Source organism: Burkholderia sp. AU17457, assembly GCF_002223255.1.
In the GTDB taxonomy this organism is placed as follows: domain Bacteria; phylum Pseudomonadota; class Gammaproteobacteria; order Burkholderiales; family Burkholderiaceae; genus Burkholderia; species Burkholderia sola.
The window spans coordinates 80,332-104,869 of sequence record NZ_NKFB01000002.1 but is presented as its reverse complement, the minus strand read 5'-3'; the positions used below and the strand labels follow the sequence as shown (position 1 = coordinate 104,869).

At 66.8% G+C, this 24,538-nt stretch carries 31 protein-coding genes; 1 reads left to right on the top strand and 30 read right to left on the bottom strand.

The annotated features are described in order from the left end of the window. Positions 1 to 7: 7 nt before the first annotated feature. The 3 genes from CFB49_RS01840 to CFB49_RS01830 form a co-directional block, all read right to left on the bottom strand. Positions 8 to 1,390 (bottom strand): cytochrome b, encoded by a 1,383-nt coding sequence (locus CFB49_RS01840; RefSeq protein ID WP_069619442.1) that lies wholly within the window; start codon positions 1,388 to 1,390, stop codon positions 8 to 10. Further along, positions 1,390 to 2,010, bottom strand: coding sequence for a ubiquinol-cytochrome c reductase iron-sulfur subunit (gene petA, locus CFB49_RS01835; RefSeq protein WP_034209785.1), 621 nt, complete (start codon positions 2,008 to 2,010; stop codon positions 1,390 to 1,392). Before petA ends, CFB49_RS01840 begins: the two co-directional genes overlap by 1 nt. 218 nt (positions 2,011 to 2,228) lie before the next feature. After that, the gene (locus CFB49_RS01830; protein WP_069619441.1) at positions 2,229 to 2,975 is read right to left on the bottom strand and encodes a Nif3-like dinuclear metal center hexameric protein; all 747 of its coding nucleotides are present in this window, start codon (positions 2,973 to 2,975) and stop codon (positions 2,229 to 2,231) included. Positions 2,976 to 2,996: 21 nt separating this feature from the next. On the opposite strand from CFB49_RS01830, the gene CFB49_RS01825 reads away from it, so the two are divergent. Further along, positions 2,997 to 4,202: a Do family serine endopeptidase gene (locus tag CFB49_RS01825; protein WP_089434462.1), complete on the top strand. Its 1,206-nt coding sequence runs from the start codon at positions 2,997 to 2,999 to the stop codon at positions 4,200 to 4,202. Between the two features lie 191 nt (positions 4,203 to 4,393). Here CFB49_RS01825 and tatC read toward each other — a convergent pair whose 3' ends face one another. The 27 genes from tatC to CFB49_RS01690 form a co-directional block, all read right to left on the bottom strand. Beyond that, positions 4,394 to 5,182 carry a twin-arginine translocase subunit TatC gene (tatC, locus tag CFB49_RS01820; RefSeq protein WP_050013119.1) on the bottom strand — a complete coding sequence of 263 codons (789 nt, stop codon included), beginning with the start codon at positions 5,180 to 5,182 and terminating at the stop codon, positions 4,394 to 4,396. Positions 5,183 to 5,223: 41 nt separating this feature from the next. Continuing rightward, on the bottom strand, positions 5,224 to 5,757 hold the full coding sequence (gene tatB / locus CFB49_RS01815; protein WP_069619439.1) for a Sec-independent protein translocase protein TatB: 534 nt from the start codon (positions 5,755 to 5,757) through the stop codon (positions 5,224 to 5,226). Positions 5,758 to 5,781: 24 nt separating this feature from the next. Beyond that, on the bottom strand, positions 5,782 to 6,012 hold the full coding sequence (tatA, locus tag CFB49_RS01810) for a Sec-independent protein translocase subunit TatA (RefSeq protein WP_006477115.1): 231 nt from the start codon (positions 6,010 to 6,012) through the stop codon (positions 5,782 to 5,784). 94 nt (positions 6,013 to 6,106) lie between these two features. Then, a complete protein-coding gene (locus CFB49_RS01805) occupies positions 6,107 to 6,472 on the bottom strand; it encodes a histidine triad nucleotide-binding protein (RefSeq protein WP_069619438.1) in 366 nt (121 codons plus the stop codon). A 31-nt stretch (positions 6,473 to 6,503) separates the two neighbouring features. After that, the gene (locus CFB49_RS01800) at positions 6,504 to 6,896 is read right to left on the bottom strand and encodes a DUF4870 family protein (RefSeq protein WP_069619437.1); all 393 of its coding nucleotides are present in this window, start codon (positions 6,894 to 6,896) and stop codon (positions 6,504 to 6,506) included. Between the two features lie 70 nt (positions 6,897 to 6,966). Next, on the bottom strand, positions 6,967 to 7,332 hold the full coding sequence (locus CFB49_RS01795; RefSeq protein ID WP_011546603.1) for a phosphoribosyl-ATP diphosphatase: 366 nt from the start codon (positions 7,330 to 7,332) through the stop codon (positions 6,967 to 6,969). Continuing rightward, positions 7,329 to 7,745 (bottom strand): phosphoribosyl-AMP cyclohydrolase, encoded by a 417-nt coding sequence (gene hisI, locus CFB49_RS01790; RefSeq protein WP_069619436.1) that lies wholly within the window; start codon positions 7,743 to 7,745, stop codon positions 7,329 to 7,331. Before hisI ends, CFB49_RS01795 begins: the two co-directional genes overlap by 4 nt. Continuing rightward, a complete protein-coding gene (gene hisF / locus CFB49_RS01785; protein WP_089466500.1) occupies positions 7,745 to 8,518 on the bottom strand; it encodes an imidazole glycerol phosphate synthase subunit HisF in 774 nt (257 codons plus the stop codon). Before hisF ends, hisI begins: the two co-directional genes overlap by 1 nt. Before the next feature lie 106 nt (positions 8,519 to 8,624). Beyond that, on the bottom strand, positions 8,625 to 9,380 hold the full coding sequence (gene hisA / locus CFB49_RS01780; protein WP_006477123.1) for a 1-(5-phosphoribosyl)-5-[(5-phosphoribosylamino)methylideneamino]imidazole-4-carboxamide isomerase: 756 nt from the start codon (positions 9,378 to 9,380) through the stop codon (positions 8,625 to 8,627). A 164-nt stretch (positions 9,381 to 9,544) separates the two neighbouring features. Then, positions 9,545 to 10,186 carry an imidazole glycerol phosphate synthase subunit HisH gene (hisH, locus tag CFB49_RS01775; RefSeq protein WP_069619434.1) on the bottom strand — a complete coding sequence of 214 codons (642 nt, stop codon included), beginning with the start codon at positions 10,184 to 10,186 and terminating at the stop codon, positions 9,545 to 9,547. Next, entirely contained in the window at positions 10,183 to 10,803 is a 621-nt protein-coding gene (locus CFB49_RS01770) for a YchE family NAAT transporter (protein ID WP_050013125.1), read from the bottom strand. The genes hisH and CFB49_RS01770 overlap by 4 nt, the downstream gene beginning before the upstream one ends. A gap of 60 nt (positions 10,804 to 10,863) precedes the next feature. Continuing rightward, positions 10,864 to 11,451 (bottom strand): imidazoleglycerol-phosphate dehydratase HisB, encoded by a 588-nt coding sequence (gene hisB, locus CFB49_RS01765; RefSeq protein ID WP_011546606.1) that lies wholly within the window; start codon positions 11,449 to 11,451, stop codon positions 10,864 to 10,866. Between the two features lie 65 nt (positions 11,452 to 11,516). Further along, positions 11,517 to 12,590, bottom strand: a complete 1,074-nt coding sequence (gene hisC / locus CFB49_RS01760) for a histidinol-phosphate transaminase (RefSeq protein ID WP_069619431.1) — start codon at positions 12,588 to 12,590, stop codon at positions 11,517 to 11,519. Between the two features lie 139 nt (positions 12,591 to 12,729). Then, entirely contained in the window at positions 12,730 to 14,046 is a 1,317-nt protein-coding gene (gene hisD, locus CFB49_RS01755; RefSeq protein WP_027783351.1) for a histidinol dehydrogenase, read from the bottom strand. Positions 14,047 to 14,070: 24 nt separating this feature from the next. After that, positions 14,071 to 14,724 (bottom strand): ATP phosphoribosyltransferase, encoded by a 654-nt coding sequence (gene hisG / locus CFB49_RS01750; protein ID WP_050013128.1) that lies wholly within the window; start codon positions 14,722 to 14,724, stop codon positions 14,071 to 14,073. Then, on the bottom strand, positions 14,721 to 16,070 hold the full coding sequence (gene murA, locus CFB49_RS01745; RefSeq protein WP_089490604.1) for a UDP-N-acetylglucosamine 1-carboxyvinyltransferase: 1,350 nt from the start codon (positions 16,068 to 16,070) through the stop codon (positions 14,721 to 14,723). The genes hisG and murA overlap by 4 nt, the downstream gene beginning before the upstream one ends. Positions 16,071 to 16,084: 14 nt before the next feature. Then, entirely contained in the window at positions 16,085 to 16,324 is a 240-nt protein-coding gene (locus CFB49_RS01740) for a BolA family protein (protein ID WP_006477131.1), read from the bottom strand. Positions 16,325 to 16,379: 55 nt separating this feature from the next. Beyond that, complete coding sequence (locus CFB49_RS01735; protein ID WP_249190555.1) at positions 16,380 to 17,201, bottom strand: ABC transporter permease; 822 nt, start codon at positions 17,199 to 17,201, stop codon at positions 16,380 to 16,382. Next, the gene (locus CFB49_RS01730; RefSeq protein WP_050013130.1) at positions 17,198 to 18,124 is read right to left on the bottom strand and encodes an ABC transporter ATP-binding protein; all 927 of its coding nucleotides are present in this window, start codon (positions 18,122 to 18,124) and stop codon (positions 17,198 to 17,200) included. Before CFB49_RS01730 ends, CFB49_RS01735 begins: the two co-directional genes overlap by 4 nt. Positions 18,125 to 18,316: 192 nt before the next feature. Then, positions 18,317 to 18,592, bottom strand: a complete 276-nt coding sequence (locus tag CFB49_RS01725; protein ID WP_050013131.1) for an STAS domain-containing protein — start codon at positions 18,590 to 18,592, stop codon at positions 18,317 to 18,319. Beyond that, the gene (locus CFB49_RS01720; protein WP_012492305.1) at positions 18,589 to 19,218 is read right to left on the bottom strand and encodes an MlaC/ttg2D family ABC transporter substrate-binding protein; all 630 of its coding nucleotides are present in this window, start codon (positions 19,216 to 19,218) and stop codon (positions 18,589 to 18,591) included. The genes CFB49_RS01725 and CFB49_RS01720 overlap by 4 nt, the downstream gene beginning before the upstream one ends. Positions 19,219 to 19,329: 111 nt before the next feature. Then, entirely contained in the window at positions 19,330 to 20,292 is a 963-nt protein-coding gene (locus CFB49_RS01715; RefSeq protein WP_089490637.1) for an MlaA family lipoprotein, read from the bottom strand. A gap of 30 nt (positions 20,293 to 20,322) precedes the next feature. After that, positions 20,323 to 20,892 (bottom strand): outer membrane lipid asymmetry maintenance protein MlaD, encoded by a 570-nt coding sequence (gene mlaD / locus CFB49_RS01710; protein WP_089434456.1) that lies wholly within the window; start codon positions 20,890 to 20,892, stop codon positions 20,323 to 20,325. A gap of 24 nt (positions 20,893 to 20,916) precedes the next feature. After that, the gene (gene mlaE / locus CFB49_RS01705; protein ID WP_050013133.1) at positions 20,917 to 21,684 is read right to left on the bottom strand and encodes a lipid asymmetry maintenance ABC transporter permease subunit MlaE; all 768 of its coding nucleotides are present in this window, start codon (positions 21,682 to 21,684) and stop codon (positions 20,917 to 20,919) included. Then, a complete protein-coding gene (locus tag CFB49_RS01700) occupies positions 21,681 to 22,502 on the bottom strand; it encodes an ABC transporter ATP-binding protein (RefSeq protein WP_050013134.1) in 822 nt (273 codons plus the stop codon). Before CFB49_RS01700 ends, mlaE begins: the two co-directional genes overlap by 4 nt. Before the next feature lie 84 nt (positions 22,503 to 22,586). After that, on the bottom strand, positions 22,587 to 23,708 hold the full coding sequence (gene thiE / locus CFB49_RS01695; protein ID WP_089490603.1) for a thiamine phosphate synthase: 1,122 nt from the start codon (positions 23,706 to 23,708) through the stop codon (positions 22,587 to 22,589). Continuing rightward, a complete protein-coding gene (locus CFB49_RS01690; protein ID WP_069619428.1) occupies positions 23,705 to 24,520 on the bottom strand; it encodes a thiazole synthase in 816 nt (271 codons plus the stop codon). The genes thiE and CFB49_RS01690 overlap by 4 nt, the downstream gene beginning before the upstream one ends. Positions 24,521 to 24,538 lie beyond the last annotated feature (18 nt).

Sequence of the window (24,538 nt, the reverse complement as noted above, 5' to 3'; positions counted from 1 at the left end):
GCTCACGTTAATGGGGCTTGAAGCGCACCCGTTCCGGCGGCTGCTTGAACGTGCCAAGCGGCGTCCAGACGGGCATGCCGAGGAAGAACGCGAAGTAGATCAACGCGCAGAACTGCGCGATCAGCGTCGCCGCCGGCGAGGGCGGCCGCGTGCCGAGGAACGCGAGGGTCAGGAACGCCGCGACGAAGATCCCGAGGAACACCTTGTGGAACAGCGGCCGGTAGCGGATCGACTTCACCGGGCTGCGGTCGAGCCACGGCAGGAAGAACAGCGAGATCACCGCCGAGCCCATCACGACGACGCCCCAGAACTTCGACTCCGTCAGGTACATGAACACGACGATCGCGGCGGCCAGCACCGGCAGCCCGACCTTCCACTTGCCGCGCGCGCGGATCAGCGCGAGCACGCCGAGCAGCGCGATCACGACCATCAGCACGATCTTGAACGGGTCGGTGGTCGCGCGCAGCATCGCGTAGAACGCGGTGAAGTACCAGACCGGCGCGATCTCGGGCGGCGTCTGCAGCGGGTTCGCCGGGACGAAGTTGTTCGCCTCGAGGAAGTAGCCGCCCATCTCCGGCGAGAAGAACACGATCAGCGCGAACACCATCAGGAACACGCACACGCCGAGGAAATCGTGCACCGAGTAGTACGGGTGGAACGGGATGCCGTCGAGCGGAATGCCGTTCTCGTCCTTCTTCGCCTTGATTTCGATGCCGTCCGGGTTGTTCGACCCGACTTCGTGCAGCGCAACGAGGTGCGCGACGACGAGTCCGACCAGCACGAGCGGGATCGCGATCACGTGGAACGCGAAGAACCGGTTCAGCGTGACGTCGGACACGACGTAGTCGCCGCGAATCCACAGCGACAGGTCCGGGCCGACGAACGGGATCGCCGAGAACAGGTTCACGATCACCTGCGCGCCCCAGAACGACATCTGGCCCCACGGCAGCAGGTAGCCGAAGAACGCCTCGGCCATCAGGCAGAGGAAGATCGCGCAGCCGAAGATCCAGACGAGTTCGCGCGGCTTGCGGTACGACCCGTACAGCAGCCCGCGGAACATGTGCAGGTAGACGACCACGAAGAACATCGATGCACCGGTCGAGTGCATGTAGCGGATCAGCCAGCCCCACGGCACCTCGCGCATGATGTACTCGACCGACGCGAACGCGAGCGTCGAGTCGGGCTTGTAGTTCATCGTCAGGAAGATGCCCGTGACGATCTGGTTCACGAGCACCAGCAGCGCGAGGGAGCCGAAGAAGTACCAGAAGTTGAAGTTCTTCGGCGCGTAGTACTCGGATACGTGTTTCTTCCAGGTGGACGTGAGCGGGAAGCGCTGGTCGATCCAGCCGGTGAAACCTGTCGTGGAGACTTCCTTGTTGTCGGCGGCCATCACGCTTCTCCTTTCTCGTCCTTGCCGATCACGAGGGTCGTCGCCGACGTGAACATGTAGGGCGGGATGTCGAGATTCTGAGGCGCCGGCTTGTTCTTGAACACGCGGCCGGCGAGGTCGTAGGTCGAACCGTGGCACGGGCACAGGAAACCGCCCGGCCAGTCGTCCGGCAGGTTCGGCTGCGGACCCGGCGTGAAGCGTTGGCTAGGCGTGCAGCCGAGATGCGTACACACGGCCATCACGACGAGAATGTTCTTGCGATCGGCCCGTGCACGATATTCGTTCGCGCAATACGCGGGCAACGGCATCGAATACGGGGATTTCGTGGTCGGATCGGCCACTTCCTTGTCGGCCTTGACCACGTCGGCCAGCATCGAATCGGTGCGATTCAGGATCCAGACGGGCTTGCCGCGCCACGGCACGGTGACCATTTCGCCGGGCTTCAGGCCGCTGATATCGACCTCGACCGGTGCACCGGCCGCTTTCGCTTTCGCGGACGGCGCAAGCGACGCCGCGAAAGGTATGACGGTGGCGACGCCTCCTACGCCACCTGCTACGGATGTCGCAATCAGCCAGGTACGGCGGCCGCTGTCGACGCGTTTCTCTTCCTTGTCTCGCATCACACGCCCCACTTCTGAGTTGGATTTTCCGTCACGACTTTCCATTCCGCCGCTAGTTTGCGCGAATGGAGTCGCCATTTACAAGGCCCGGAGATGAAAATCCCTTCGAAGTGTTTGATAGTTAAGGGTTATCCCCCACTATCGGAGCGATTAAATCATTTCTCTTTTAAGCAGGTGCTACATAGAGAAATTTCGATGCGCCGCCGCAAATTCGTTGCTCACACCGGATTATGAATATCGATAAAAAGGTGTTCGAGATCGAATTCCTCGGACAAGTGGCGCCCCAGCGCCTGGATTCCGTAGCGCTCGGTCGCATGGTGCCCCGCCGCAACGAACGCGACGCCGCTCTCCGCGGCTGCATGCGTGGTCGACTCGGACACCTCGCCGGTCAGGAACACGTCCGCGCCGGCGTCGATCGCCGCGTCGAAATAGCTCTGCGCGGCGCCCGTGCACCACGCGATGCGGCGCAGCTGCGTGTCCGGATCGCCGAGCACGAGCGGCGTGCGGCCGAGCGTGCGCTCGACCTTCGCGACGAAGTGCTCGAGCGTGACGGGCATCGGCAGCGTCGCCATCCAGCCGAGATCGCCTTCGCCGAAACGCTGCTCGCCGATCAGGCCGAGTTTTTCGCCGAGCTGCGCGTTGTTGCCGAACTGGGGGTGCGCGTCGAGCGGCAGGTGGAACGCGAACAGGTTCAGGTCGTTCGCGAGCAGCAGCTTCAGCCGCTGATACTTGCGGCCGGTGATCTGCGGCGCCTCGTTGCGCCAGAAATAGCCGTGATGGACGAGCACGGCATCCGCCCCCCATTCGAGCGCGGCTTCGAGGAGCGCGACCGACGCCGTCACGCCGGTGGCGATCTTCTCGATCTTGCGGCGCCCTTCGACCTGGAGGCCGTTCGGGCAATAGTCCTTGAAGCGCGCGGTTTCAAGGGTATTGTTCAAGTACAATTCGAGTTCGATCCGATCCATATAAACCTCTAATCCATTCAGATGCTTAGACGCTTCTGGCTGTTCTTCGCGCAGGCGGTGACCGTACTGCTCGCGCTGATGTTCATCGTCGTGACGCTCAAGCCGCAATGGCTGCAACGGCAAGGACAGCTCGGCAAGCAGCTCGCCACGCCGATCGTCGCGCTACGCGAAGTCGCGCCGGGCATCGGCGGCGCACCGGCGACCACGTCGTATGCCGAAGCCGCGCAGAAGGCGATGCCGGCCGTCGTCAACGTGTTCTCCAGCAAGGACGGCTCGCTGCCGCCCGACCCGCGCGCGAAGGATCCGCTGTTCCGCTACTTCTTCGGCGACCGCAACGCCCGCAAGCAGCAGGACGAACCGGCCGCCAACCTCGGCTCGGGCGTTATCGTGAGCCCTGAAGGTTACATTCTAACGAACCAGCACGTCGTCGACGGCGCCGACCAGATCGAAGTCGCGCTCGCCGACGGCCGCACGGGCACCGCGAAGGTGATCGGCAGCGATCCCGAAACCGATCTCGCGGTGCTGAAGATCAACATGACGAACCTGCCGACGATCACGCTCGGCCGCTCCGACCAGTCGCGCGTCGGCGACGTCGTGCTCGCGATCGGCAACCCGTTCGGCGTCGGCCAGACGGTCACGATGGGGATCATCAGCGCGCTCGGCCGCAACCACCTCGGCATCAACACGTTCGAGAACTTCATCCAGACCGACGCGCCGATCAACCCCGGCAACTCCGGCGGCGCGCTGGTCGACGTGAACGGCAACCTGCTCGGCATCAACACGGCGATCTACTCGCGCTCGGGCGGCTCGCTCGGCATCGGTTTCGCGATTCCGGTCTCGACCGCTCGCACGGTGCTCGAAAGCATCATCACGACGGGTTCGGTCACGCGCGGCTGGATCGGCGTCGAGCCGCAGGACGTCACGCCGGAAATCGCCGAGTCGTTCGGGTTGCAGCAGAAATCGGGCGCGATCGTCGCGGGCGTGCTGCAAGGCGGCCCGGCCGACAAGGCCGGCATCAAGCCGGGCGACATCCTGGTGAGCGTCAATAGCGAGGAAATCACCGACACGACGAAGCTGCTGAACGTCGTCGCACAGATCAAGCCGGGCACGCCGACCAAGGTACACGTCGTACGCAAGGGCAAACAGTTCGACGTGAACGTCGTGATCGGCAAGCGCCCGCCGCCGCCGAAGCAGACGCTCGACGAGCAGGACGGCGATAGCGAATGACGGTCGGCGGGCAGCGCACCGCCTGCCGGTCATGATGCGACGCGGAAACGGGAAAAGGCAGCCGGTTGGCTGCCTTTTTGCTTTGCTTCAAACGGCGTCTGGCGGAAGGTAGCTTTGCGATGCGCCGGCTGGCGGCCCAACGCGGTACCCGGCGCCCCCGGCCGGGCCGGAAAGCCGTCGCGGCGCCGCCGTCAACTCGCGGCTTCGCCGTTCCCCGCCTCACCCTCTTCCACCGGCTTCTTCGGCACGAAGAACCGCGCGGCCAAGAGGCCGATCTCGAACAGCACGATCAGCGGCAGCGCGAGCATCAGTTGCGAGAACACGTCTGGCGGGGTGACGACCGCCGCGACCACGAATGCGCCGACGATCACGTACGGCCGCATCTCCTTCAGCTTCTTCAGGGACAGCACGCCCATCCTGACGAGCAGCACGACGACGATCGGCACCTCGAACGTGACCCCGAACGCAATGAACATCCCGAGCACGAAGCTCAGGTAGTTGTCGATGTCGGTCGTCATCTCGGCGCCGAGCGGCGCGTTGTAATGCGCCATCACGCGGAAGATCGTCGGGAATACGAGGAAGTACGCGAACGCCATCCCGCACAGGAACAGCACGTAGCTGCTGCCGACGAGCGGCGTGACGAGCTTCTTCTCGTGCTGGTACAGCCCCGGCGCGACGAACGCCCAGATCTGGTACAGCACGATCGGCAGCGCGATCACGAGCGCGACGAGCATCGTGACCTTCATCGGCACGAAGAACGAGCCGGTGACGTCGGTGACGATCATCTTGCCGTCTTTCGGCAAGTTCTCCATCAACGGCCGCGCGAGCAGCTTGAAGATGTCCGGCGCCCAGTACACGAGCCCGACGAACACGACGATCACGGCCAGCCCCGCGCGAATGATGCGATCGCGAAGCTCGACGAGATGGGAAATGAAGGTTTCTTCCGGGGCGTCGCCCGGGTTCTGCTGGGGGTCGCTCACACCGGCCCTCGGTAGGATTGACGAGCGAGCATGCGCTCGACTCAGAAGAAGCGCGTCGGCCGGCGCAGGCTGGCCGGCTGGTGGCGCGCGACACGCGCGGCGCCCGACTGCACGTGCGTGCGGCGGGTCGTCGCGCGCTTGTACCAGACGGGCGTCGCCGCCTGCTTGATGCGCCAGTTGCGACGCTTCGGCGCAAGCGCGGCCGTGCTGCCGCCACGCCACGACGGCGCCGCGGGCGTGTCGCTACCGTGCACGCCGGCATCGACCGAGCCTTCGTTGAGACCGCCGACCGCGGAATGCCACGTGTCGTTCAGTTCCTTCTCGTGCTCGCGCAGGTTGTCGTGAATCGTCGTCTCGACATTGCGCGCGGCCGATTCGAAATCGGTCTTCATCGTCCGCAGCGCGTCGAGTTCGATTTCGCGCGAGACCTCGGCCTTCACGTCGTTGATGTACCGCTGCGCGCGGCCGAACAGCGCGCCTGCCGTACGCGCGACGCGCGGCAGGCGCTCGGGGCCGAGCACCACGAGCGCGACGACGCCGATCAGCGCCATCTTCGAAAGACCGAGATCCAGCATCGCGAATGCCTCAGCGTGCCGGCGTTACGCCTTGTTCGAATCGGAACGCGTCGTTTCCTTCGCGTTGACGTCGACCGCGCCCGAACGCGGCAGTTGCTGCGCGTCCGCCGGCGTTTCGCCTTCCTTCATGCCGTCCTTGAAACCCTTCACGGCGCTACCGAGGTCGTTGCCGATGTTGCGCAGCTTCTTCGTACCGAAAACCAGCGCGACGATCAGCAGCACGATCAGCCAGTGCCAAATGCTCAATCCACCCATGATGAAACCTCTCCTCAACCACGCCGCGGTGCGGCGTAAATTGCCGGCGACGCGCCGGCTTCGACTATCGGATGCGGGGAAACGCCCCGCGTCGTCAACCCATCCGTTGCCACGGGCGCGGGCCGGCCAGGATATGCGCGTGCAGGTGATAGACCTCCTGCCCGCCGCCCGGGCCCGTGTTGATCACCGTGCGAAAACCGGTTTCGCCGCCCGTATACGCGACGCCGAGCTGGTCGGCCAGACGCGCGACGAGCAGCATCAGCCGGCCGAGCATCGGCGCATCGGTGTCGACCGCCGCGGACAGCGTCGGCAGGTGCCGGCGCGGAATCACGAGCACGTGCGTATCGGCCGCCGGTCGGATGTCGCGGAACGCGACGAATTCGTCGTCCTCGTGCACCTTCGTGCTCGGGATCTCGCCTGCCGCGATCTTGCAGAACAGGCAATTCGGATCGTGACTCATGTTGCTCCTGCAAACGCCCGCGTGCGGCCGGTCAGAACCACGCCTGCGGATCGAGCGTCTTGTTGTCGTTCAGGTACAGCCAACCCTTGATGATACGGTACAGCGTCCAAATCCACGTGACAAACATCACGACGAATCCGACCACGACGAACATCAGCGCGAACCCGATCACGTACGCGATCAGCGCGCGCCAGAACGTGCGGATCTGCCACTCGAAGTGATCGGCGTACGGCGTGCCGGCCACGTCGCCGCGCTTCACGTAGTTGATGATGATCGCGATGATGCCCGTGACGCCGCCCGTCAGCCAGTGAATTGCATAAAGACCGTACAGCACGTGGGTCAGCGTGCGCAGCCCGTTCAGGCGCTCGGCATCCGCGGCTCCCGGCACCGCCGGCGTCGGAAACTGGTTCGACGTATCGTTCATGATGCTACCCCCGTTAGATGACAATTCTTACAGCTTACCGCACTGTTGCCACCGCGGCGGGCCCTGTTCGTCACCCGCCGTTTTCCTCGCGCTCGCGGCGCTTGCGCAGCGCTTTTTCCTCGATGCCCGACAAGCCTTCGCGGCGCTCGAGTTCGGCGATCACGTCCGCCGGGCTCAGGTCGAAATGCGACAGCATCACGAGGCAGTGGAACCACAGGTCGGCCACCTCGCCGACCAGCGCGCTCGGCGCGCCGCCCTGGCGCACGTCCTTCGCGGCCAGCACGACTTCCGTCGCCTCTTCGCCGATCTTCTTCAGCACGGCGTCGTCGCCCTTGTGGAACAGGCGCGATACGTACGATTGATCGGGATCGCCGCCCTTGCGGCTGTCGATCACGGCCGCCAGGCGCAGCAGCGTGTCTTCGGTCGATTGCGTCATTTGTAGATGTGTTCGGGGTCTTTCAGCACCGGCTCGACCGCGACCCAGTCGCCGCTGTCCACCGTACCTTCGAATTTCTGGAAGAAGCACGAATGCCGGCCGGTGTGGCACGCGATGCCCGACACCTGCTCGACCTTCAGCAGCACGACGTCCTCGTCGCAGTCGAGCCGCACCTCGTGCACGTGCTGCACGTGGCCCGACTCCTCGCCCTTGAACCACAGGCGCTTGCGCGAACGCGAATAGTAGACCGCGCGCTGCGTCTCGATCGTCTTCGCGAGCGCTTCGCGGTTCATCCACGCGAACATCAGCACGTCGTTCGTCGACGCCTCCTGCGCGATCACCGGCACGAGGCCGTTGTCGTCCCAGCGGACCTTGTCGAGCCACGCGGGCACCGATTTCGTTTCGGTATTCATCACAGCCTCACCGCGATGCCCTGGTCGGCCATGAAGCGCTTCGCCTCGCCGACCGTGTGCTCGCCGTAGTGGAAAATGCTCGCGGCCAGCACCGCGTCGGCGCGGCCGTCCTTGATGCCGTCCGCGAGATCCTGCAGGCAGCCGACACCGCCCGATGCGATCACCGGCACCGGCACCGCGTCCGACACGCCGCGCGTGAGCGCGAGGTCGAAGCCCGACTTCGTGCCGTCGCGGTCCATGCTCGTGAGCAGGATCTCGCCCGCGCCGAGCTCGGCCATCTTGCGCGCCCATTCGATCGCGTCGAGGCCCGTGTTCTTGCGGCCGCCGTGCGTGAACACTTCCCAGCGCGGCGTCTCGCCGTCGGCAGACACGCGCTTCGCGTCGATCGCGACGACGATGCACTGCGAGCCGTACTTGTCGGCCGCGTCGCGCACGAGCTGCGGATTCGCGACCGCCGACGAATTCATGCTGACCTTGTCCGCGCCCGCGTTCAGCAGGCGCCGCACGTCCTCGACGGCGCGCACGCCGCCGCCGACGGTCAGCGGAATGAAGACCTGCGACGCGACGGCTTCGATGATCGGCAGGATCAGGTCGCGCTGGTCGGACGTCGCGGTGATGTCGAGGAAGGTCAGTTCGTCGGCACCCTGGTCGTCGTAGCGGCGGGCGATTTCGACGGGGTCGCCGGCGTCGCGCAGCTCGACGAAATTGACGCCCTTGACGACACGCCCGGCGGTCACGTCCAGGCAGGGGATGATGCGTTTAGCTAGAGCCATGATGTTGCGCCAAATGCCGCGCTGGGACGGCCGGTTGCGGAAGCCTCGCGCGAGGCTTCCGGTCGGGGCCGCCCGCGGGCAGCCCCGGCGAACGGGACGATCGCGGTTACGCGTTGTCGAGTTCGCCGTTCAGTTCGTCCGCGCGCTTTTGCGCGGCCGCGAAATCGAGATCGCCGGAGTAGATCGCCCGGCCGCAGATCACGCCTTCGACGCCGTGCTCTTCCACTTCGCACAGGCTCTCGATGTCCGTGAGGTTCGACAGGCCGCCCGACGCGATCACCGGGATGCCGACCGCCTGCGCAAGCTTCACGGTCGCGTCGATGTTGATGCCTTGCAGCATCCCGTCGCGGCCGATGTCCGTGTAGACGATCGATTCGACGCCGTAGTCCTCGAACTTCTTCGCGAGATCGATCACTTCGTGGCCGGTCAGCTTGCTCCAGCCGTCGGTCGCGACCTTGCCGTCCTTCGCGTCCAGCCCGACGATGATGCTGCCGGAGAACGCGGTGCACGCGTCCTGCAGGAAGCCCGGGTTCTTCACTGCCGCGGTGCCGATGATCACGTAGGACAGGCCGGCGTCGAGATACTTCTCGATCGTCTCGAGGCTGCGGATGCCGCCGCCGAGCTGGACCGGGATTTCGTCGCCGACTTCGTCGAGGATCGCTTCGATCGCCTCGAGGTTCTTCGGCTTGCCGGCGAATGCGCCGTTCAGGTCGACGAGATGGAGCCGTCGGGCGCCGAGATCGACCCACTTGCGGGCCATCGCCGCCGGGTCCTCGGAGAAAATCGTGGCCTGGTCCATATCGCCCTGTTTGAGGCGCACACACTGACCGTCTTTGAGGTCGATGGCCGGAATCAGCAACATAGCAATCGGGTGTCGTCGTGGAAAATGAAAAGAATCAGGCGCGTACCGGCCAAACCGGTGCCGCGCCGTCTCGCTAGTTTAGTACAACTCTTTCGGTGCTTAAGCGCGCGCGCCATGCACGACAGGCCGTTCGGCCAGGTCGACTGTGGCTCGCGCGCCACGTTTTACGGCTTCCAGTGTACGAAGTTGCGATACAGACGCAACCCGACTTCCGCGCTCTTCTCCGGGTGGAATTGGGTCGCGAAGATGTTGTCCCGCGCGACCGCGGACGTGAACGGCGCGCCGTAGGCCGTTTCGCCGACCGTGTGCGCCGGGTTGTCCGGGCTCACGTAATAGCTGTGCACGAAGTAGAAATACGCGTCGTCGGGCACGCCGTCCCACAGCGGGTGCGGCTGCGCCTGGCGCACGCGGTTCCAGCCCATCTGCGGCACCTTGAAGCGCGAGCCGTCGTCCTGCACGCGGCCGTCGAGCTCGAAGCGCACGACCTTGCCGGGCAGGAGGCCCAGACCCTTCGTGTCGCCTTCCGCGCTCCAGTCGAACAGCATCTGCTCGCCGACGCACACGCCGAGCAGCGGCTTGGTGCGCGATGCGTCGATCACGGCCTCCTGCAAGCCCGATTCGCCGAGGCAGCGCATGCAGTCGGGCATCGCGCCCTGGCCGGGCAGCACGACGCGGTCGGCCGCGCGAATCGCGGCCGGCGTGTCGACGATCGCCACGTCGGCGGCCGGTTCGGCCTTCTTGAGCGCCTGCGCGACCGAGCGCAGGTTGCCCATCCCATAATCCACAATCGCAATCGAAGTTTTCATCTCAGTGCAGGCAGTAGCGCCCTCAGTCCATTGACGATGAATTCCACCGCCAGCGCCGACAGCATCAGACCCATCAGCCGCGTGGCGATGTTGATGCCGGTGCGGCCGATCCAGGTCGCGATCGGCTCGGCGAGCCGCATCGCGACGAAACACAGAAAAGCCAGGACCGCGCCGATCGCGACCAGCCCGGCCCGCTCATACCAGTGATGCGCGTTCGCCGCATAGATGATCACCGTGCTGATCGAGCCGGGGCCCGTGAGCAGCGGAATCGCCAGCGGCACGACCGCGATGTTGTCCTTCAGCTCGGCTTCGTGGCGTTCCTCCGGCGTCGATCGCGTGTTGCCGATCTGCGCGTTCAGCATGTTGATCGCCATCAGCAGCATGATGATCCCGCCGCCCACTTCGAGCGACCCGACCGAAATGCCGAAGAAGTTGATGATCTGCTGCCCGAGCAGCGCGGTCACCGTCATCACGCAGAACACCGACACCGATGCGATCCGGATCGTGCGCCGCCGCTCGTCGTCCGTCTGCTGCGCCGTCAGGCTCAGGAAGAACGGCACCGCGCCGACCGGGTTGATCAGCGCGAGCAGCGAAATGAACGATTTGAGCAGATCCATCGCAAGCCGGCGCGCCGCGCCGAAGCCGTGAGGTTGTCCTTGGCGTCGTCCGTTCGGAAGTTAGAGGCTGCCTTTCGTCGACGGAATCTGCCCCGCCGCGCGCTCGTCGAGTTCCACCGCCGCGCGCAGCGCGCGGCCGAAGGCCTTGAACACCGTCTCGAGCTGATGGTGCGCGTTGATCCCGCGCAGGTTGTCGATATGCAGCGTGACGCCCGCGTGGTTCACGAACCCGCGGAAGAACTCGATCGACAGGTCGACGTCGAACGTGCCGATCCGCGCGCGCGTGAACGGCACGTGGAATTCGAGGCCCGGCCGGCCGGAGAAGTCGATCACGACGCGCGACAGCGCCTCGTCGAGCGGCACGTACGAATGGCCGTAGCGGCGGATGCCCTTGCGGTCGCCGATCGCCTTCGCGACGGCCTGACCGAGCGTGATGCCGACATCCTCGACCGTGTGGTGATCGTCGATATGCGTGTCGCCATGCGCTTCGACCTCGAGATCGACCAGACCGTGTCGCGCGATCTGGTCGAGCATATGGTCGAGAAACGGCACGCCGGTGGCCAGCTTCTGCCGGCCGGTGCCGTCGAGATCGAGCTTCACACGGATCTGCGTTTCGCTGGTATTGCGAACGACTTCCGCCACACGCATGGCAATTCCTTGATTGAGTCTGATGTAAATGGGGATTGATCGTCGCGCGCCGCCGCGCCCTGGGCTCAACCGGGCAGCGCGAGTTTCAAGGCGGCCAGCAGGCGGGCGTTTTCGTCGGGAGAACCGACGGTCAGCCGCACGCATTCGGCCAGTAACGGATGCATTTTACTCACGTTTTTGACCAGCACCCGCTCGGTGAGCAGCGCATCGAACACGGCCGCGGCGTCCGGCACGCGCACCAGCAGGAAATTGCCGGCGCTCGGGAACACCGTCGCGCCCGGCAGCGCGGCCACCGCCTGCGCGAGGCGCGCGCGTTCCGCGCGCAATTCGGCCGCCTGCGCGTCGAGCACGTCGAGGTGGTCGAGCAGGAAATCGGCGGTCGCCTGGGTCAGCACGTTGATGTTGTACGGCGGGCGCACCTTGTCGAACTCGTTCAGCCACGCGGGCGTGCCGACGAGATAGCCGAGGCGGATGCCCGCGAGGCCGAGCTTCGACACCGTGCGCATCACGACGACGTTGTCGAACTCGCCCGCGCGCGGCAGCCACGAGCGCTCGGCAAACGGCTGGTACGCCTCGTCAATCACGATCAGGCTGTGCCGCGCGGCCGCGACGATCCGCTCGACATCGGCGTCGTCGTACAGCGTGCCGGTCGGGTTGTTCGGATACGCGAGATAGACGATCGCCGGCCGGTGCTCGGCGATCGCCGCGAGCAGCGCGTCGGCATCGAGCGTCAGGTCCGCCTTCAGCGGCACGCCGACGAACTCGAGCTGCGCGAACTTCGCCGAGAGCTCGTACATCACGAAGCCCGGCACCGGCGCGAGCACCTTCGCACCCGGCTTCGCGCACGCGACCGAGATCATGCTGATGATTTCGTCGGAACCGTTGCCGAGCAGCACGTCGCAGCCGGCCGGCACGCGCATCGCATGGCGCAGCTTGTCGAGCAGCGCGGCCGGGCGCGGCGCCGGGTAGCGGTTCAGCGCGACCTGCGCGAGCCGCTCGCCGAGCGCCGCCGCGAGCGGCTCCGGCAGCGAATACGGATTCTCCATCGCGTCGAGCTTCACGAACCCGCTCGCGTCGGGAACCGGATAGCTCGTCATCGCGAGCACGTCGCGGCGGATGATGTCTTGTGGCGTCGTCATGGTCTCAAGCCGGCGTGCATCGCGCCGGCATCAAATGGTCGGCAAGGCGGCGGCTGCCGCCCTGCGCTCGTCCCCTGCCCCGATCCGGGGCGGCCGGGCGGGCACCTCGGCGCCCGCCCGGCCCGCGCACCCGGCGCGGTCAGCCCTTCATCCGGAACTCGGCGCTCCTTGCGTGCGCCTGCAGCCCTTCGCCGTAGGCGAGTTCGGACGCGATCTCGCCGAGCGTCTGCGCGCCCTCCGCGCTGACCTCGATCAGGCTCGAGCGCTTGATGAAGTCGTACACGCCGAGCGGCGACGAAAAGCGCGCGGTGCGCGACGTCGGCAGCACGTGGTTCGGGCCCGCGCAGTAATCGCCGAGACTCTCGCTCGTGTAGCGGCCGAGGAAGATCGCGCCCGCGTGGCGAATCTGCTGGCCCCATTGCTGCGGCTCCAGCGCGGAAATTTCGAGGTGTTCCGGCGCGATGTCGTTCGCGATCCGGCACGCCTCGGCCATGTCGCGCACCTTGATCAGCGCACCGCGGCCTTCGAGCGACGCACGGATCACGTCCTGGCGCGGCATCGTCGGCAGCAGCTCGTCGATCGCCTTCTCGACGCGATCGAGGAACGCGCCGTCCGGGCACAGCAGGATCGACTGCGCGAGTTCGTCGTGCTCGGCCTGCGAGAACAGGTCCATCGCGACCCAGTTCGGATCGGTCGTGCCGTCGCACAGCACGAGGATTTCCGACGGCCCGGCGATCATGTCGATGCCGACCGTCCCGAACACGCGGCGCTTCGCCGACGCGACGTACGCGTTGCCGGGACCGCAGATCTTGTCGACGGCCGGCACCGTCGCCGTGCCGTACGCGAGCGCGCCGACCGCCTGCGCGCCGCCGATCGTGAACACGCGATCGACGCCGCCGAGCAGCGCCGCGGCGAGCACGAGGTCGTTCTTCACGCCGTCCGGGGTCGGCACGACCATCACGATCTCGCCGACGCCCGCGACGCGCGCGGGAATCGCGTTCATCAGCACCGATGACGGATACGCGGCCTTGCCGCCCGGCACGTACAGGCCGACGCGGTCGAGCGGCGTGACTTTCTGGCCGAGCACCGTGCCGTCGCTTTCCGTGTACTGCCAGCTATGCGTGCCGCACTCGATCTTCTGCTTCTCGTGGTACGCGCGCACCCGCGCCGCGGCCGCTTCCAGCGCCGCGCGCGCCTTCGGCGCGAGGCCGTCGAGCGCCGTCTGCAGCGCGTCCTGCGGCAGTTCGAGCGCGGCGACGCTGTCCGCGCTCAGCCGGTCGAAGCGGTTCGTGTATTCGAGCACCGCGGCGTCGCCGCGCGACTTCACGTCGGCGAGGATCTGCGCGACCGACTGCTCGATCGCTTCGTCTTCGCTCGCCTCGAACGCGAGCACGGCGCGCAGCGCGGCGCCGAAGCCTTCGTTCGTCGAATCGAGCTTGCGGATGGTGATGGACATGGGAGTTCCGTTACGGTGATGCGCTCAACCGCCATTCTGCGACGCGCGTTCGAACGCGTCGAGGATCGGCTTGAGCGCCGCGCGCTTCAGCTTGAGCGCGGCCTGGTTCACGACGAGGCGCGACGAGATCGCCATGATCTCCTCGACCTCGACCAGATTGTTCGCCTTCAGCGTGCCGCCCGAGCTGACGAGGTCGACGATCGCGTCGGCCAGCCCGACCAGCGGCGCGAGCTCCATCGAGCCGTACAGCTTGATCAGGTCGACGTGCACGCCCTTCGCGGCAAAGTGTTCGCGCGCCGTTTCGACGTATTTCGTCGCGACCCGCAGGCGCGCGCCCTGGCGCACCGCGTTCGCATAGTCGAAACCGGCGGACACGGCCACCGACATCCGGCAGCGCGCAATGTTCAGATCGATCGGCTGGTACAGGCCCGAGCCGCCGTGCTCGACCAGCACGTCCTTGCCGGCCACGCCGAAATCGGCCGCGCCGTATTCGACGTAGGTCGGCACGTCGCTCGCGCGCACGATGATCACGCGCAGGTTCGGATCGGTCGTCGGCAGGATCAGCTTGCGCGACGTTTCCGGATCCTCGGCCACCTGCACGCCGGCGGCGGCCAGCAGCGGCAGGGTTTCCTCGAAGATCCGGCCCTTCGACAGGGCAAGGGTCAGCGGCGCGGTCATGCTTGGCTCCCGGAGAGGCGGCGCACGTTCGCGCCGACGGCGGTCAGTTTGGTTTCCATGCGGTCGTAGCCGCGGTCCAGGTGATAGATGCGGTCGACGAGCGTTTCGCCGTCCGCGCGCAGCCCGGCGATCACGAGGCTCGCCGACGCACGCAGGTCGGTCGCCATCACGTTCGCGCCGGACAGCTTGTCGACGCCGGTCACGAGCGCCGTGTTGCCGTCGATCGTGATGTTCGCGCCGAGCCGGTTCAGCTCCTGCACATGCATGAAGCGGTTCTCGAAAATGGTTTCGACGACCTGCGCGGTGCCCGTCGCGACCGTATTGAGGGCCATGAACTGCGCCTGCATGTCGGTCGGAAACGCCGGGTATTCCGACGTGCGGATCGTCACCGCCGACGGGCGGCGGTCCATCTTCACGCGCAGCCAGCTGTCCCCTTCCTCGATCGACACGCCGGCTTCGCGCAGCTTGTCGATCACCGCGTCGAGGATGTGCGGGCGCACGCCCGTCAGCATCACATCGCCGCCGGCCGCCGCGACCGCGCACAGGAACGTGCCGGCCTCGATACGGTCTGGGATCACCGAATGGCGCGCGCCGTGCAGCCGCTCGACGCCCTGGATCACGAGGCGATCGGTGCCGATACCGTCGATTTTCGCGCCCATCGCGACCAGCAAGTGTGCGAGATCGCTCACTTCCGGCTCGCGCGCGGCGTTTTCGATCACCGTCTCGCCGTCGGCGAGCGTCGCGGCCATCAGCAGGTTTTCCGTTCCCGTCACCGTGATCATGTCGGTCACGATGCGCGCGCCCTTCAGGCGCTTCGCGCGCGCTTCGATGAAGCCGTGCTCGATGCTGATCTCCGCGCCCATCGCCTGCAGGCCCTTGATGTGCTGGTCGACCGGCCGCGCGCCGATCGCGCAGCCGCCCGGCAGCGACACCTTCGCCTCGCCGAAGCGCGCGAGCAGCGGCCCGAGCACGAGGATCGACGCCCGCATCGTCTTCACGAGCTCGTACGGCGCGACGAGGTTGTCGACGCGCGATGCGTCGAGCTGCACACGGCAGCCGTCCGTTTCGCTCTTCACGCCCATCTGGTTCAGTACCTTCAGCGTGGTGCGCACGTCCTTCAGGTTCGGCACGTTGTCGAGTTCGACCGGCTCGGCGCTGAGCAGCCCCGCGCACAGGATCGGCAGCGCGGCGTTCTTCGCGCCCGACACGACGATCTCGCCCGACAGCCGGCGACCGCCTTCGATCACGAGCTTGTCCATCCCCTGTCCCTGCGATTCCCCGTTGGCGGCCGGGTGTGCCGTGGCGACGCTCTGGACGGCGTCGCGCTCGTTGACGGTGACTTGCACTCAGTGATTTCCGTTTATGCGTTCTGCCATTCGGCGGGCGTCAGCGTCTTCATGCTGAGCGCGTGAATTTCCTGCTTCATGCGATCGCCGAGCGCCGCATAGACGAGCTGGTGCCGCTGGATCGGCCGCTTGCCTTCGAAGGCCGCCGACACGATCGTCGCGAAGAAATGCTGGCCGTCGCCTTCGACTTCCAGATGCGTGCAGGCGAGACCGCCGGCGATGTATTGCTTGACCTGTTCGGGAGTCGGCAACATGGTGTAAGGCTCCTGTCGGCGCGCGCCGCCCTGCGGCGGCCGCGGCCTGTCGATATCAATGACGCAGTTTGTAGCCGGTCGCGAGCAGCCGCATCGCGATCAGCGCGAGCAGCACGAAGAAACCGGTGACGATCGCGAGGCTCGCGAACGGGTTGACGTCGGACGCGCCGAAGAACCCGAAACGGAAGCCGTCGATCATGTAGAAAAACGGGTTGAGACGCGACACTTCGCGCCACACGGGCGGCAGCGAGTGCGTCGAATAGAACACGCCGGACAGGAACGTCAGCGGCATGATCAGGAAGTTCTGGAACGCGGCGAGCTGGTCGAACTTCTCGGCCCAGATCCCGGCGATCAGGCCGAGCGTGCCGAGGATCGCGGAGCCGAGCAGCGCGAACGCCATGATGAACAACGGCGCCGCGAAGTGCATCGGGACAAACCAGATCGTCACGACGAACACGCCGGCGCCGACCGCGAGCCCGCGCACGACGGACGCGAGCACGTACGCGCCGAAGATGTCGCGGTACGACAGCGGCGGCAGCAGCATGAACACGAGGTTGCCGGTGATCTTCGACTGGATCAGCGACGACGAGCTGTTCGCGAACGCGTTCTGCAGCACGCTCATCATCACGAGGCCGGGCACGAGAAAGCTCACGTACTCGACGCCCGGATACACTTCGACGCGGCCGGACAGCGCGTGGCCGAAGATCGTCAGGTACAGCAGCGCCGTGACGATCGGCGCGCACACCGTCTGGAACGACACCTTCCAGAAACGCAGCAGTTCCTTGTAGAACAGCGTGCGGAACCCGCTTCCCGGCACGCGCCGGGCCGCCCCTTCGAGCGGCAGCGAACGCAGTTCGCGTGGGGAGTGTTGATTCATGCCAGACCCTCGATCACCTCGGCCCCGTTCATCACCTGGACGAACACATCCTCGAGGTCGGCCTTGCGGACCTCGATCTCGTCGAACGTGCAGCCGGCCGCGCGGCATTGCGCGAGGATGCGTTCGACCTCGTCGTAGCTCGCGAGGCGCAGCAGGTGCTCGCCCGGCGCGCGCGCGGCCGGGTCGGTTTCCAGCCCGCGCAGTTCGGCCGGCAGCGCGCCGGTCGCGAACCGCAGGTACAGCTGCAGGCCCGCGAAGCGGCGCAGCAGCGCGTCGGTGCGATCGAGCGCGACGACTTCGCCGCGGCGCAGCATCGCGATGCGGTCGCACAGCGACTCGGCTTCCTCGAGGTAGTGGGTGGTCAGCACGATCGTGTGACCCTCGCGGTTCAGGCGCGAGATGAATTTCCACAGCGTCTGGCGCAATTCGACGTCGACGCCGGCGGTCGGCTCGTCGAGCACGATCACCGGCGGCCGGTGCACGAGCGCCTGCGCGACGAGCACGCGGCGCTTCATCCCGCCCGACAGCGCGCGCATGTTCGCGTCGGCTTTCTCGGTGAGATCGAGATTGGCCATCACTTCGTCGATCCAGTCGTCGTTGCGGCGCAGCCCGAAATAGCCGGACTGGATCCGCAGCGTCTCGCGGACGGTGAAGAACGGGTCGAAAACGAGTTCCTGCGGCACGACGCCGAGCGAGCGGCGGGCGTTGCGGAAGTCCTGGACGACGTCGTGACCGCGCACCGAGATACTGCCTTCGTCGGCCCGGGCGAGCCCGGCGAGGATACTGATGAGCGTGGTCTTGCCTGCGCCGTTGGGGCCGAGCAGACCGAAAAACTCGCCTTCCTCGACCGACAGGCTGACGCCCTTGAGCGCCTGAAGCGACTTGTAGCGCTTCTTGACGTGACGGATTTCTATGGCTGACATGACTGTGCGCGACGCCAGGGCCGCGACGCCTATTCTGTGCTTGCTGCGAAAGAAAATGGGGGCCGGACGCCGATTGGCTGCCCCGCAAAACGCTTGATTATAGGGCAAACCGGCTGGGGGAGCCGGCGCCGGCGGCGCGCGGCCCGAAGCGTGCGCGCGCCGGCTGGCGCGGCAGGCTTCGATCGGACAGGGTCAATGTCGGCCGGTGCCTTCGATGAGCGCGTCGACGCCGTAGGCGCGCGCGAGGCTGGCGAGCTTCGGAGGGAGATTGAGGATGTCGAGGGCTGCACCGCGCGTCTTGGCGGCACGTTGCCATGCGAGCAGCACGGCGAGCGCGGACGAGTCGAACTGCGTGAGCGCCGCGCAATCGACGGCGGTCGCGCCCGCGCCGATGCGCGCAAGACCGTCCGCGAGCGCGGACTTCGCGCTCGCGACGGTCAGCGAGGAGCCGGCTTCGAAGCCGCTCACGACGCTTGCTTGCCGGCGGCAAGTTGCTGGTTGCGCTGCGTCAGGAACTGGATCAGCCCTTCCACGCCGCTTTGCTGGATCTTTTCGTTGAACTGCTGCTGGTACGTCTGGATCAGCCACGCGCCGAGCACGTTCAGGTCATACACCTTCCAGCCGTTCGCCGTCTTGTACAGGCGGTAATCGATCTGGACCGGCTGGCCGTTGTTCATCGCGACCGTCTTGACCACGACGTCGGTATCGGCCGGATCGGCGCGGAACGGCGGGTACTGGATCTGCTGGTCCGGCTTCAGCTGCGCCAGCGCGCCCGAATACGTGCGGATCAGCAGCAGCTTGAACTGCTCCTGAACCTGCTGTTGCTGCTCGGCCGTCGCCGTGCGCCAGTTGCGGCCCATCGCGAGCTGCGTGGTGCGGCGGAAATCGGTGTACGGCAGGATGTCCTTGTTGACGATCGAGATGATGCGGTTGGTGTCGCCCTGCTTGATCGTCTGCTGCTTGACTTCGTCGAGCACCTGCTGCGTCGCCGTCTTGATCAGCGCCTGCGGGTTCGACTGGTCGACTTGCGCGTGAGCCGCGCTGCCGAACGAGAACAGCGCCGCGAAAACGGGGATCAGGAACAGTTTTTTCATCATAGTGGCCTGCATGAATGAGTCGATGCGAAGGTTGGAGCAGGTAGCTTACGCGCAAGTTCGCATACGCTACCGACTGAATCGTTTCCGGCTGTAACGAATGTAAATCCGTCAGTGCAGCCGGATGCTCGGGAACCGGAGCCCGCCCGGCGACGGCGGCGCCACCTGCATCGCCGGCACGTTCGTCTCGCTGGCCGGGTTCGGCGATTCGGCCGTGCCCGAGGCCGGCGCAGCAACCGCCGCGCCCGATGCCGGCGCCGGCGCCGCGCCGCCCACCGCTGCCGCGCCCGCCGTACCGGCCGCGCCGGCTGCCGCCGGTGCCGCGCCGTCTTCCGGCAGATCGTACTTCGGCAGCGCATCGTTGCTCGACGTCGCGGCGGCCTCGCCGCGCGCGTTGCTGATCAGCATCTGGCGACGCTGCAGGTACGCGTTGCGCACGAACGAATACTTGTCGAGCGCCGCGGCATCCAGCACGTCGCCCGCGCCGAGCAGGTTCGAACGCGTGTTGACCAGGTTCACGCCGAACAGGCCCCAGCTCAGACCGTCCGGCTTCACGTAGGTGAGCGGGTTGCCGACGTAGTCGACGCCGAGGCCGGCCGTGTCGCGCAGCGTGCTCGGGCCGAGCAGCGGCAGCACCAGATACGGGCCCGACGGCATCCCGTAGCGGCCCATCGTGATCCCGAAGTCGGCCGTGTGCTTCGGCAGCTTCGCGATCGTCGCGACGTCGAACAGGCCGCCGACGCCGAACACCGTGTTGATCACGACGCGCATGATGTCGCCGACGCCGTCCGCGATCCGCAACTGCACGATGTTGTTCGCGGCGATGTACACGTCACCGATGTTCGAGAAGAAGTTCGTCACGCTGTCGCGCACCGGCTGCGGCACCACGTACTGGTAGCCCTTCGCGACCGGTTTCAGCGCGTACGTGTCCACCGTGTCGTTGAACTTGTACATCGACCGGTTGAAGCCTTCGAGCGGATCGCCCTTGGTCGGCGCCTGCACGGTCGCGCAGCCGCTCAACGCGGCGACTGCCGCCATCGCCAGCGCGGCGTGCCTGATGCGGATCGTGTGCATGGTCATTCCCTCTTGTTTTCTCTCGTGTGGTTATTGGCCGGCCGAACCGGACACCGCCGACGCCGGCACCGCCACCGGTGCGGGTGCGGCAGGTGCGGCGGGCGCACCCGATGCGCCGGCCGCCGGCTTCGCACCGCCCGCATCGGCGGCCTTGCTGTACAGGAACTGGCCGATCAGGTTCTCGAGCACGATCGCCGATTGCGTCATCGTGATCGTATCGCCCGCCTTCAGCATTTCGGTGTCGCCGCCCGGCTCGAGGCCGATATATTGCTCGCCGAGCAGGCCCGACGTCAGGATCTTCGCCGACGAATCCTTCGGGAACGGGTATTGGCCGTCGACGTCGATCGTGACGAGCGCCTGGTACGTGTTCGTGTCGAAGCCGATCGACTTCACGCGGCCGACCACGACACCCGCGCTCTTCACGGCCGCGCGCGGCTTCAGCCCGCCGATATTGTCGAATTTCATTCTCACCGAGTAGGTCGGCTGAAACGACAGCGAGCTCATGTTGCCGACCTTCAGCGCCAGGAACAGCACCGCAAGGAAGCCCACCACCACGAACAGGCCGACCCAGAAGTCGAGAGCAGTCTTTTTCATCGTCATCCCAAAATTTGGCTTGGCTGAGGCTTAGCTGAACATCAGCGCGGTCAGCAGGAAATCGAGGCCGAGTACGGCGAGCGACGCGAACACGACCGTCTTGGTGGTCGCGCGCGACACGCCTTCGGGCGTGGGCTTCGCTTCATACCCTTGAAACAGTGCAATGAAGGTCACGGCGAACCCGAACACGATGCTCTTGATCACGCCGTTGCCGACGTCCGCCCAGACCTGGACCCCGCCCTGCATCTGCGACCAGAACGCGCCCGGATCGACGCCGATCAGCACGACGCCGACGAAGTAACCGCCGAGCACGCCGACCGCGTTGAAGATCGCGGCCAGGAGCGGCATCGCGATGATGCCCGCCCACATGCGTGGCGCGATCACGTTCTTGATCGGGTCGACCGCCATCATCTCGAGCGCGGTGAGCTGCTCGCCGGCCTTCATCAAGCCGATCTCGGCCGTCAGCGACGTGCCCGCGCGGCCCGCGAACAGCAGCGCGGTGACGACCGGCCCGAGCTCGCGCACGAGCGACAGCGCGACCAGCAGGCCGAGCGCCTGCTCGGAACCGTAGCGGTTCAGCGTGTAGTACCCCTGCAGGCCGAGCACGAAGCCGACGAAGAGCCCCGACACGGCGATGATCACGAACGAATAGTTGCCGAGGAAGTGGATCTGCTTCGTGACCAGCCGCGGCCGGCGCAGCAGCGGGAAAAATTCCAGCACGAGGCGCACGAACAGGCGCGTGCCGTAGCCCGCGCGCTCGAGGCCGCCGATGACGTAACGTCCGATCGCGCTGATCATGCGCGTCCTCCGCCGAGCCCGAAATCCGCCGCCAGCGGCGGGCTCGTGTAATGAAATTTGAACGGGCCGTCCGGCGCGCCGTCGATGAATTGCCGCACGCTCGGATCGGTCGACGCGCGCAGCTCGTCGGGCGTGCCCTGCGCGAGCACGCCGCCGTTGGCCAGAAAATACACGTAGTCGGCGATCGCGAACGATTCCGGCACGTCGTGCGTGACGAGGATCGACGTCGCGCCGAGCGCCTCGTTCAGCGTGCGGATCAGGTTCGCGGTGATGCCGAGCGAGATCGGATCGAGGCCGGCGAACGGCTCGTCGTACATGATGAGCTGCGGATCGAGCGCGATCGCGCGGGCGAGCGCGATGCGGCGCGCCATCCCGCCCGACACCTCGGACGGCATCAGGTCGCGCGCGCCGCGCAACCCGACCGCGTTCAGCTTCATCAGCACGAGGTCGCGGATCAGGTCTTCGGGCAGGTCGGTATGCTCGCGCAGCGCGAACGCGACGTTCTCGAACACCGACATGTCGGTGAACAACGCGCCGAACTGGAACAGCATGCCCATCTTGCGGCGCAGCGCATACAGGCCGTCGCGCGTTTGCGCGCCGACGTCGGCGCCGTCGAACAGCACCTGGCCGCGGTTCGCGCGCACGAGGCCGCCGATCAGGCGCAGCACGGTGGTCTTGCCGCAACCCGAGCCGCCCATGACCGCGACGACCTGCCCGCGCCCGAAGCGCAGGTTCAGGTTGGACAGGACGAGGCGGTCGCCGTAGCCGAAGTCGACGTCGCGAAGTTCCAGCAGGGTCTCGGTAGGAGTGGGGCTCACGGAGCTGACAGTCCTTTTACGCAGAACGCCGAATTATAGGGCCTGCATTGGAATGATGTCGTGACGCCGTTCCGGGCCCTGCGGTCAATGATTGTCAAATTGTCGGGCAAAGCACTGCTGCAGCGCAACAAGCGCCGCCCGATAGTCGTCCGCGCCCGTGACCGCGCTGACCACCGCGACGCTGCCGACGCCCGTCGCCAGCACCGCCGGCAGCGTGTCGAGCGCGACCCCGCCGATCGCGACGAGCGGCGCGCTCGCGCCGGCGAAGCGCGCGTAGCGGGCAATCCGGGCGAGGCCCTGCGGCGGCGCGGCGACGGCCTTGGTGGCGGTCGCGTACACGGGGCCGAGCGCGAGATAGCTCGGCCGCTCATGCAGCGCCCGCAACATCTCGTAATAACCGTGGCTCGAAAGTCCGAGCCGCAGGCCCGCGCGCGCGATCGCGGCCAGATCGGCCGTTTCGAGGTCCTCCTGGCCGAGATGCACGCCGTACGCCCCTTCTTCTGCAGCGATTTGCCAGTGATCGTTGATGAACACGCGCGCATCGGGATAGCCGCGCCCGGCCGCGACCGCTCGCGCGATTTCCCGGCGCAGCGCGTCCGGGGTCGCATCCTTCACGCGCAGCTGCACGGTTCGCGCGCCGCCGTCGAGCACGCGCTCGACCCATTCGGCGCTCGGCACGACCGGATAGAGGCCGAGCCGCGCAGGGCACGGCGCGAACGCCGGTTCCGGCGCAGGCGGCAGCCCGGCGACGCGCGGGAACCGCGCGGCATCGACCGGCCACACATCGGCGGCGCGCGTCTCGTCACCGTCGCGCCACGCCAGCGCGAGCACCAGCGCGTCGACCGGCGCGAAGCCGCAATCGAGGAACGCGGCGAGCGCCGCGATCCAGTCGTCCGCGAGCGGATGCGCGGCATCGAGCGCGTAGCGCACGCCGGCCGCGTGCAGCACGGCGCCCTGCTCGTTGAATTCGATCGCGACCGCCGGCGACGCAGGCCGCGACACGGCGGACGCGCGCGCCTGCGCGGCACGGTCGCCGGCCGACACAATCAGCACGTCGCCATCGGCGGGCACGTCGGGCGCCGCCACGCAGAGCCGCCACGGCGCCGCGCCGTCCGGCCAGTCGCCGAGCCGCGCGCGAATTCGCTCGGCCGCTTCGGCCAGCTCGTCGGCCGGCGGCCAGAACGCATCGGCGAAGCGCGCGCTCATGCGCCGCCCCCATCCTGGTGCCAGAACGGCATCCCGACGACCGGCGTGCTCGCGTGCGCGGTTTCGCGGGCATCCATCGGGCCGGCGAGATACGCGGCGCGGCCGGCCTCGACGCCCTGCGCGAATGCGCGCGCCATGATCTCCGGGTGCGTGGCCTGCGACACGGCCGTGTTCAGCAGCACGCCGTCGAAGCCCCACTCCATCACCTGGCACGCGTGCGAGGGCACGCCGAGCCCCGCGTCGACGATCAGCGGCACGTCCGGCAACCGTTCGCGCAGCACGCGCAGCCCGTACGGGTTCACGACACCCTTGCCGGTGCCGATCGGCGCGCCCCACGGCATCAGCGCCTCGCAGCCGACGTCGAGCAGGCGCCGGCCGATCACGAGATCCTCGGTGCAGTACGGCAGCACCTTGAAGCCGTCCTTGACCAGTTGCGCGGCGGCTTCGATCAGCCCGACCGGGTCGGGCTGCAGCGTGTAGTCGTCGCCGATCAGTTCGAGCTTGATCCAGTCGGTATCGAAGACCTCGCGCGCCATGTGCGCGGTCGTCACGGCTTCGGCAACGGTCTGGCAGCCGGCCGTGTTCGGCAGCAGCGGCACCGCGTGGCGCTTGAGCAGGTCGAAGAAGCCGGCTTCGGCCGTGCCGCCCGTCATCTGGCGGCGCAGCGCGACCGTCACCATCCCGGGACGCGACGCGGCGATCGAATCGGACAGCGACTGCAGCGACGGATAGCGCGACGTGCCGAGCAGCACGCGGCTTGCGAAGGTGACGCCGTACAGCGTCAGCGCGTCGGCGGAGGGGTGGGACGTCATGTCGTTTTCCTGGAAGAG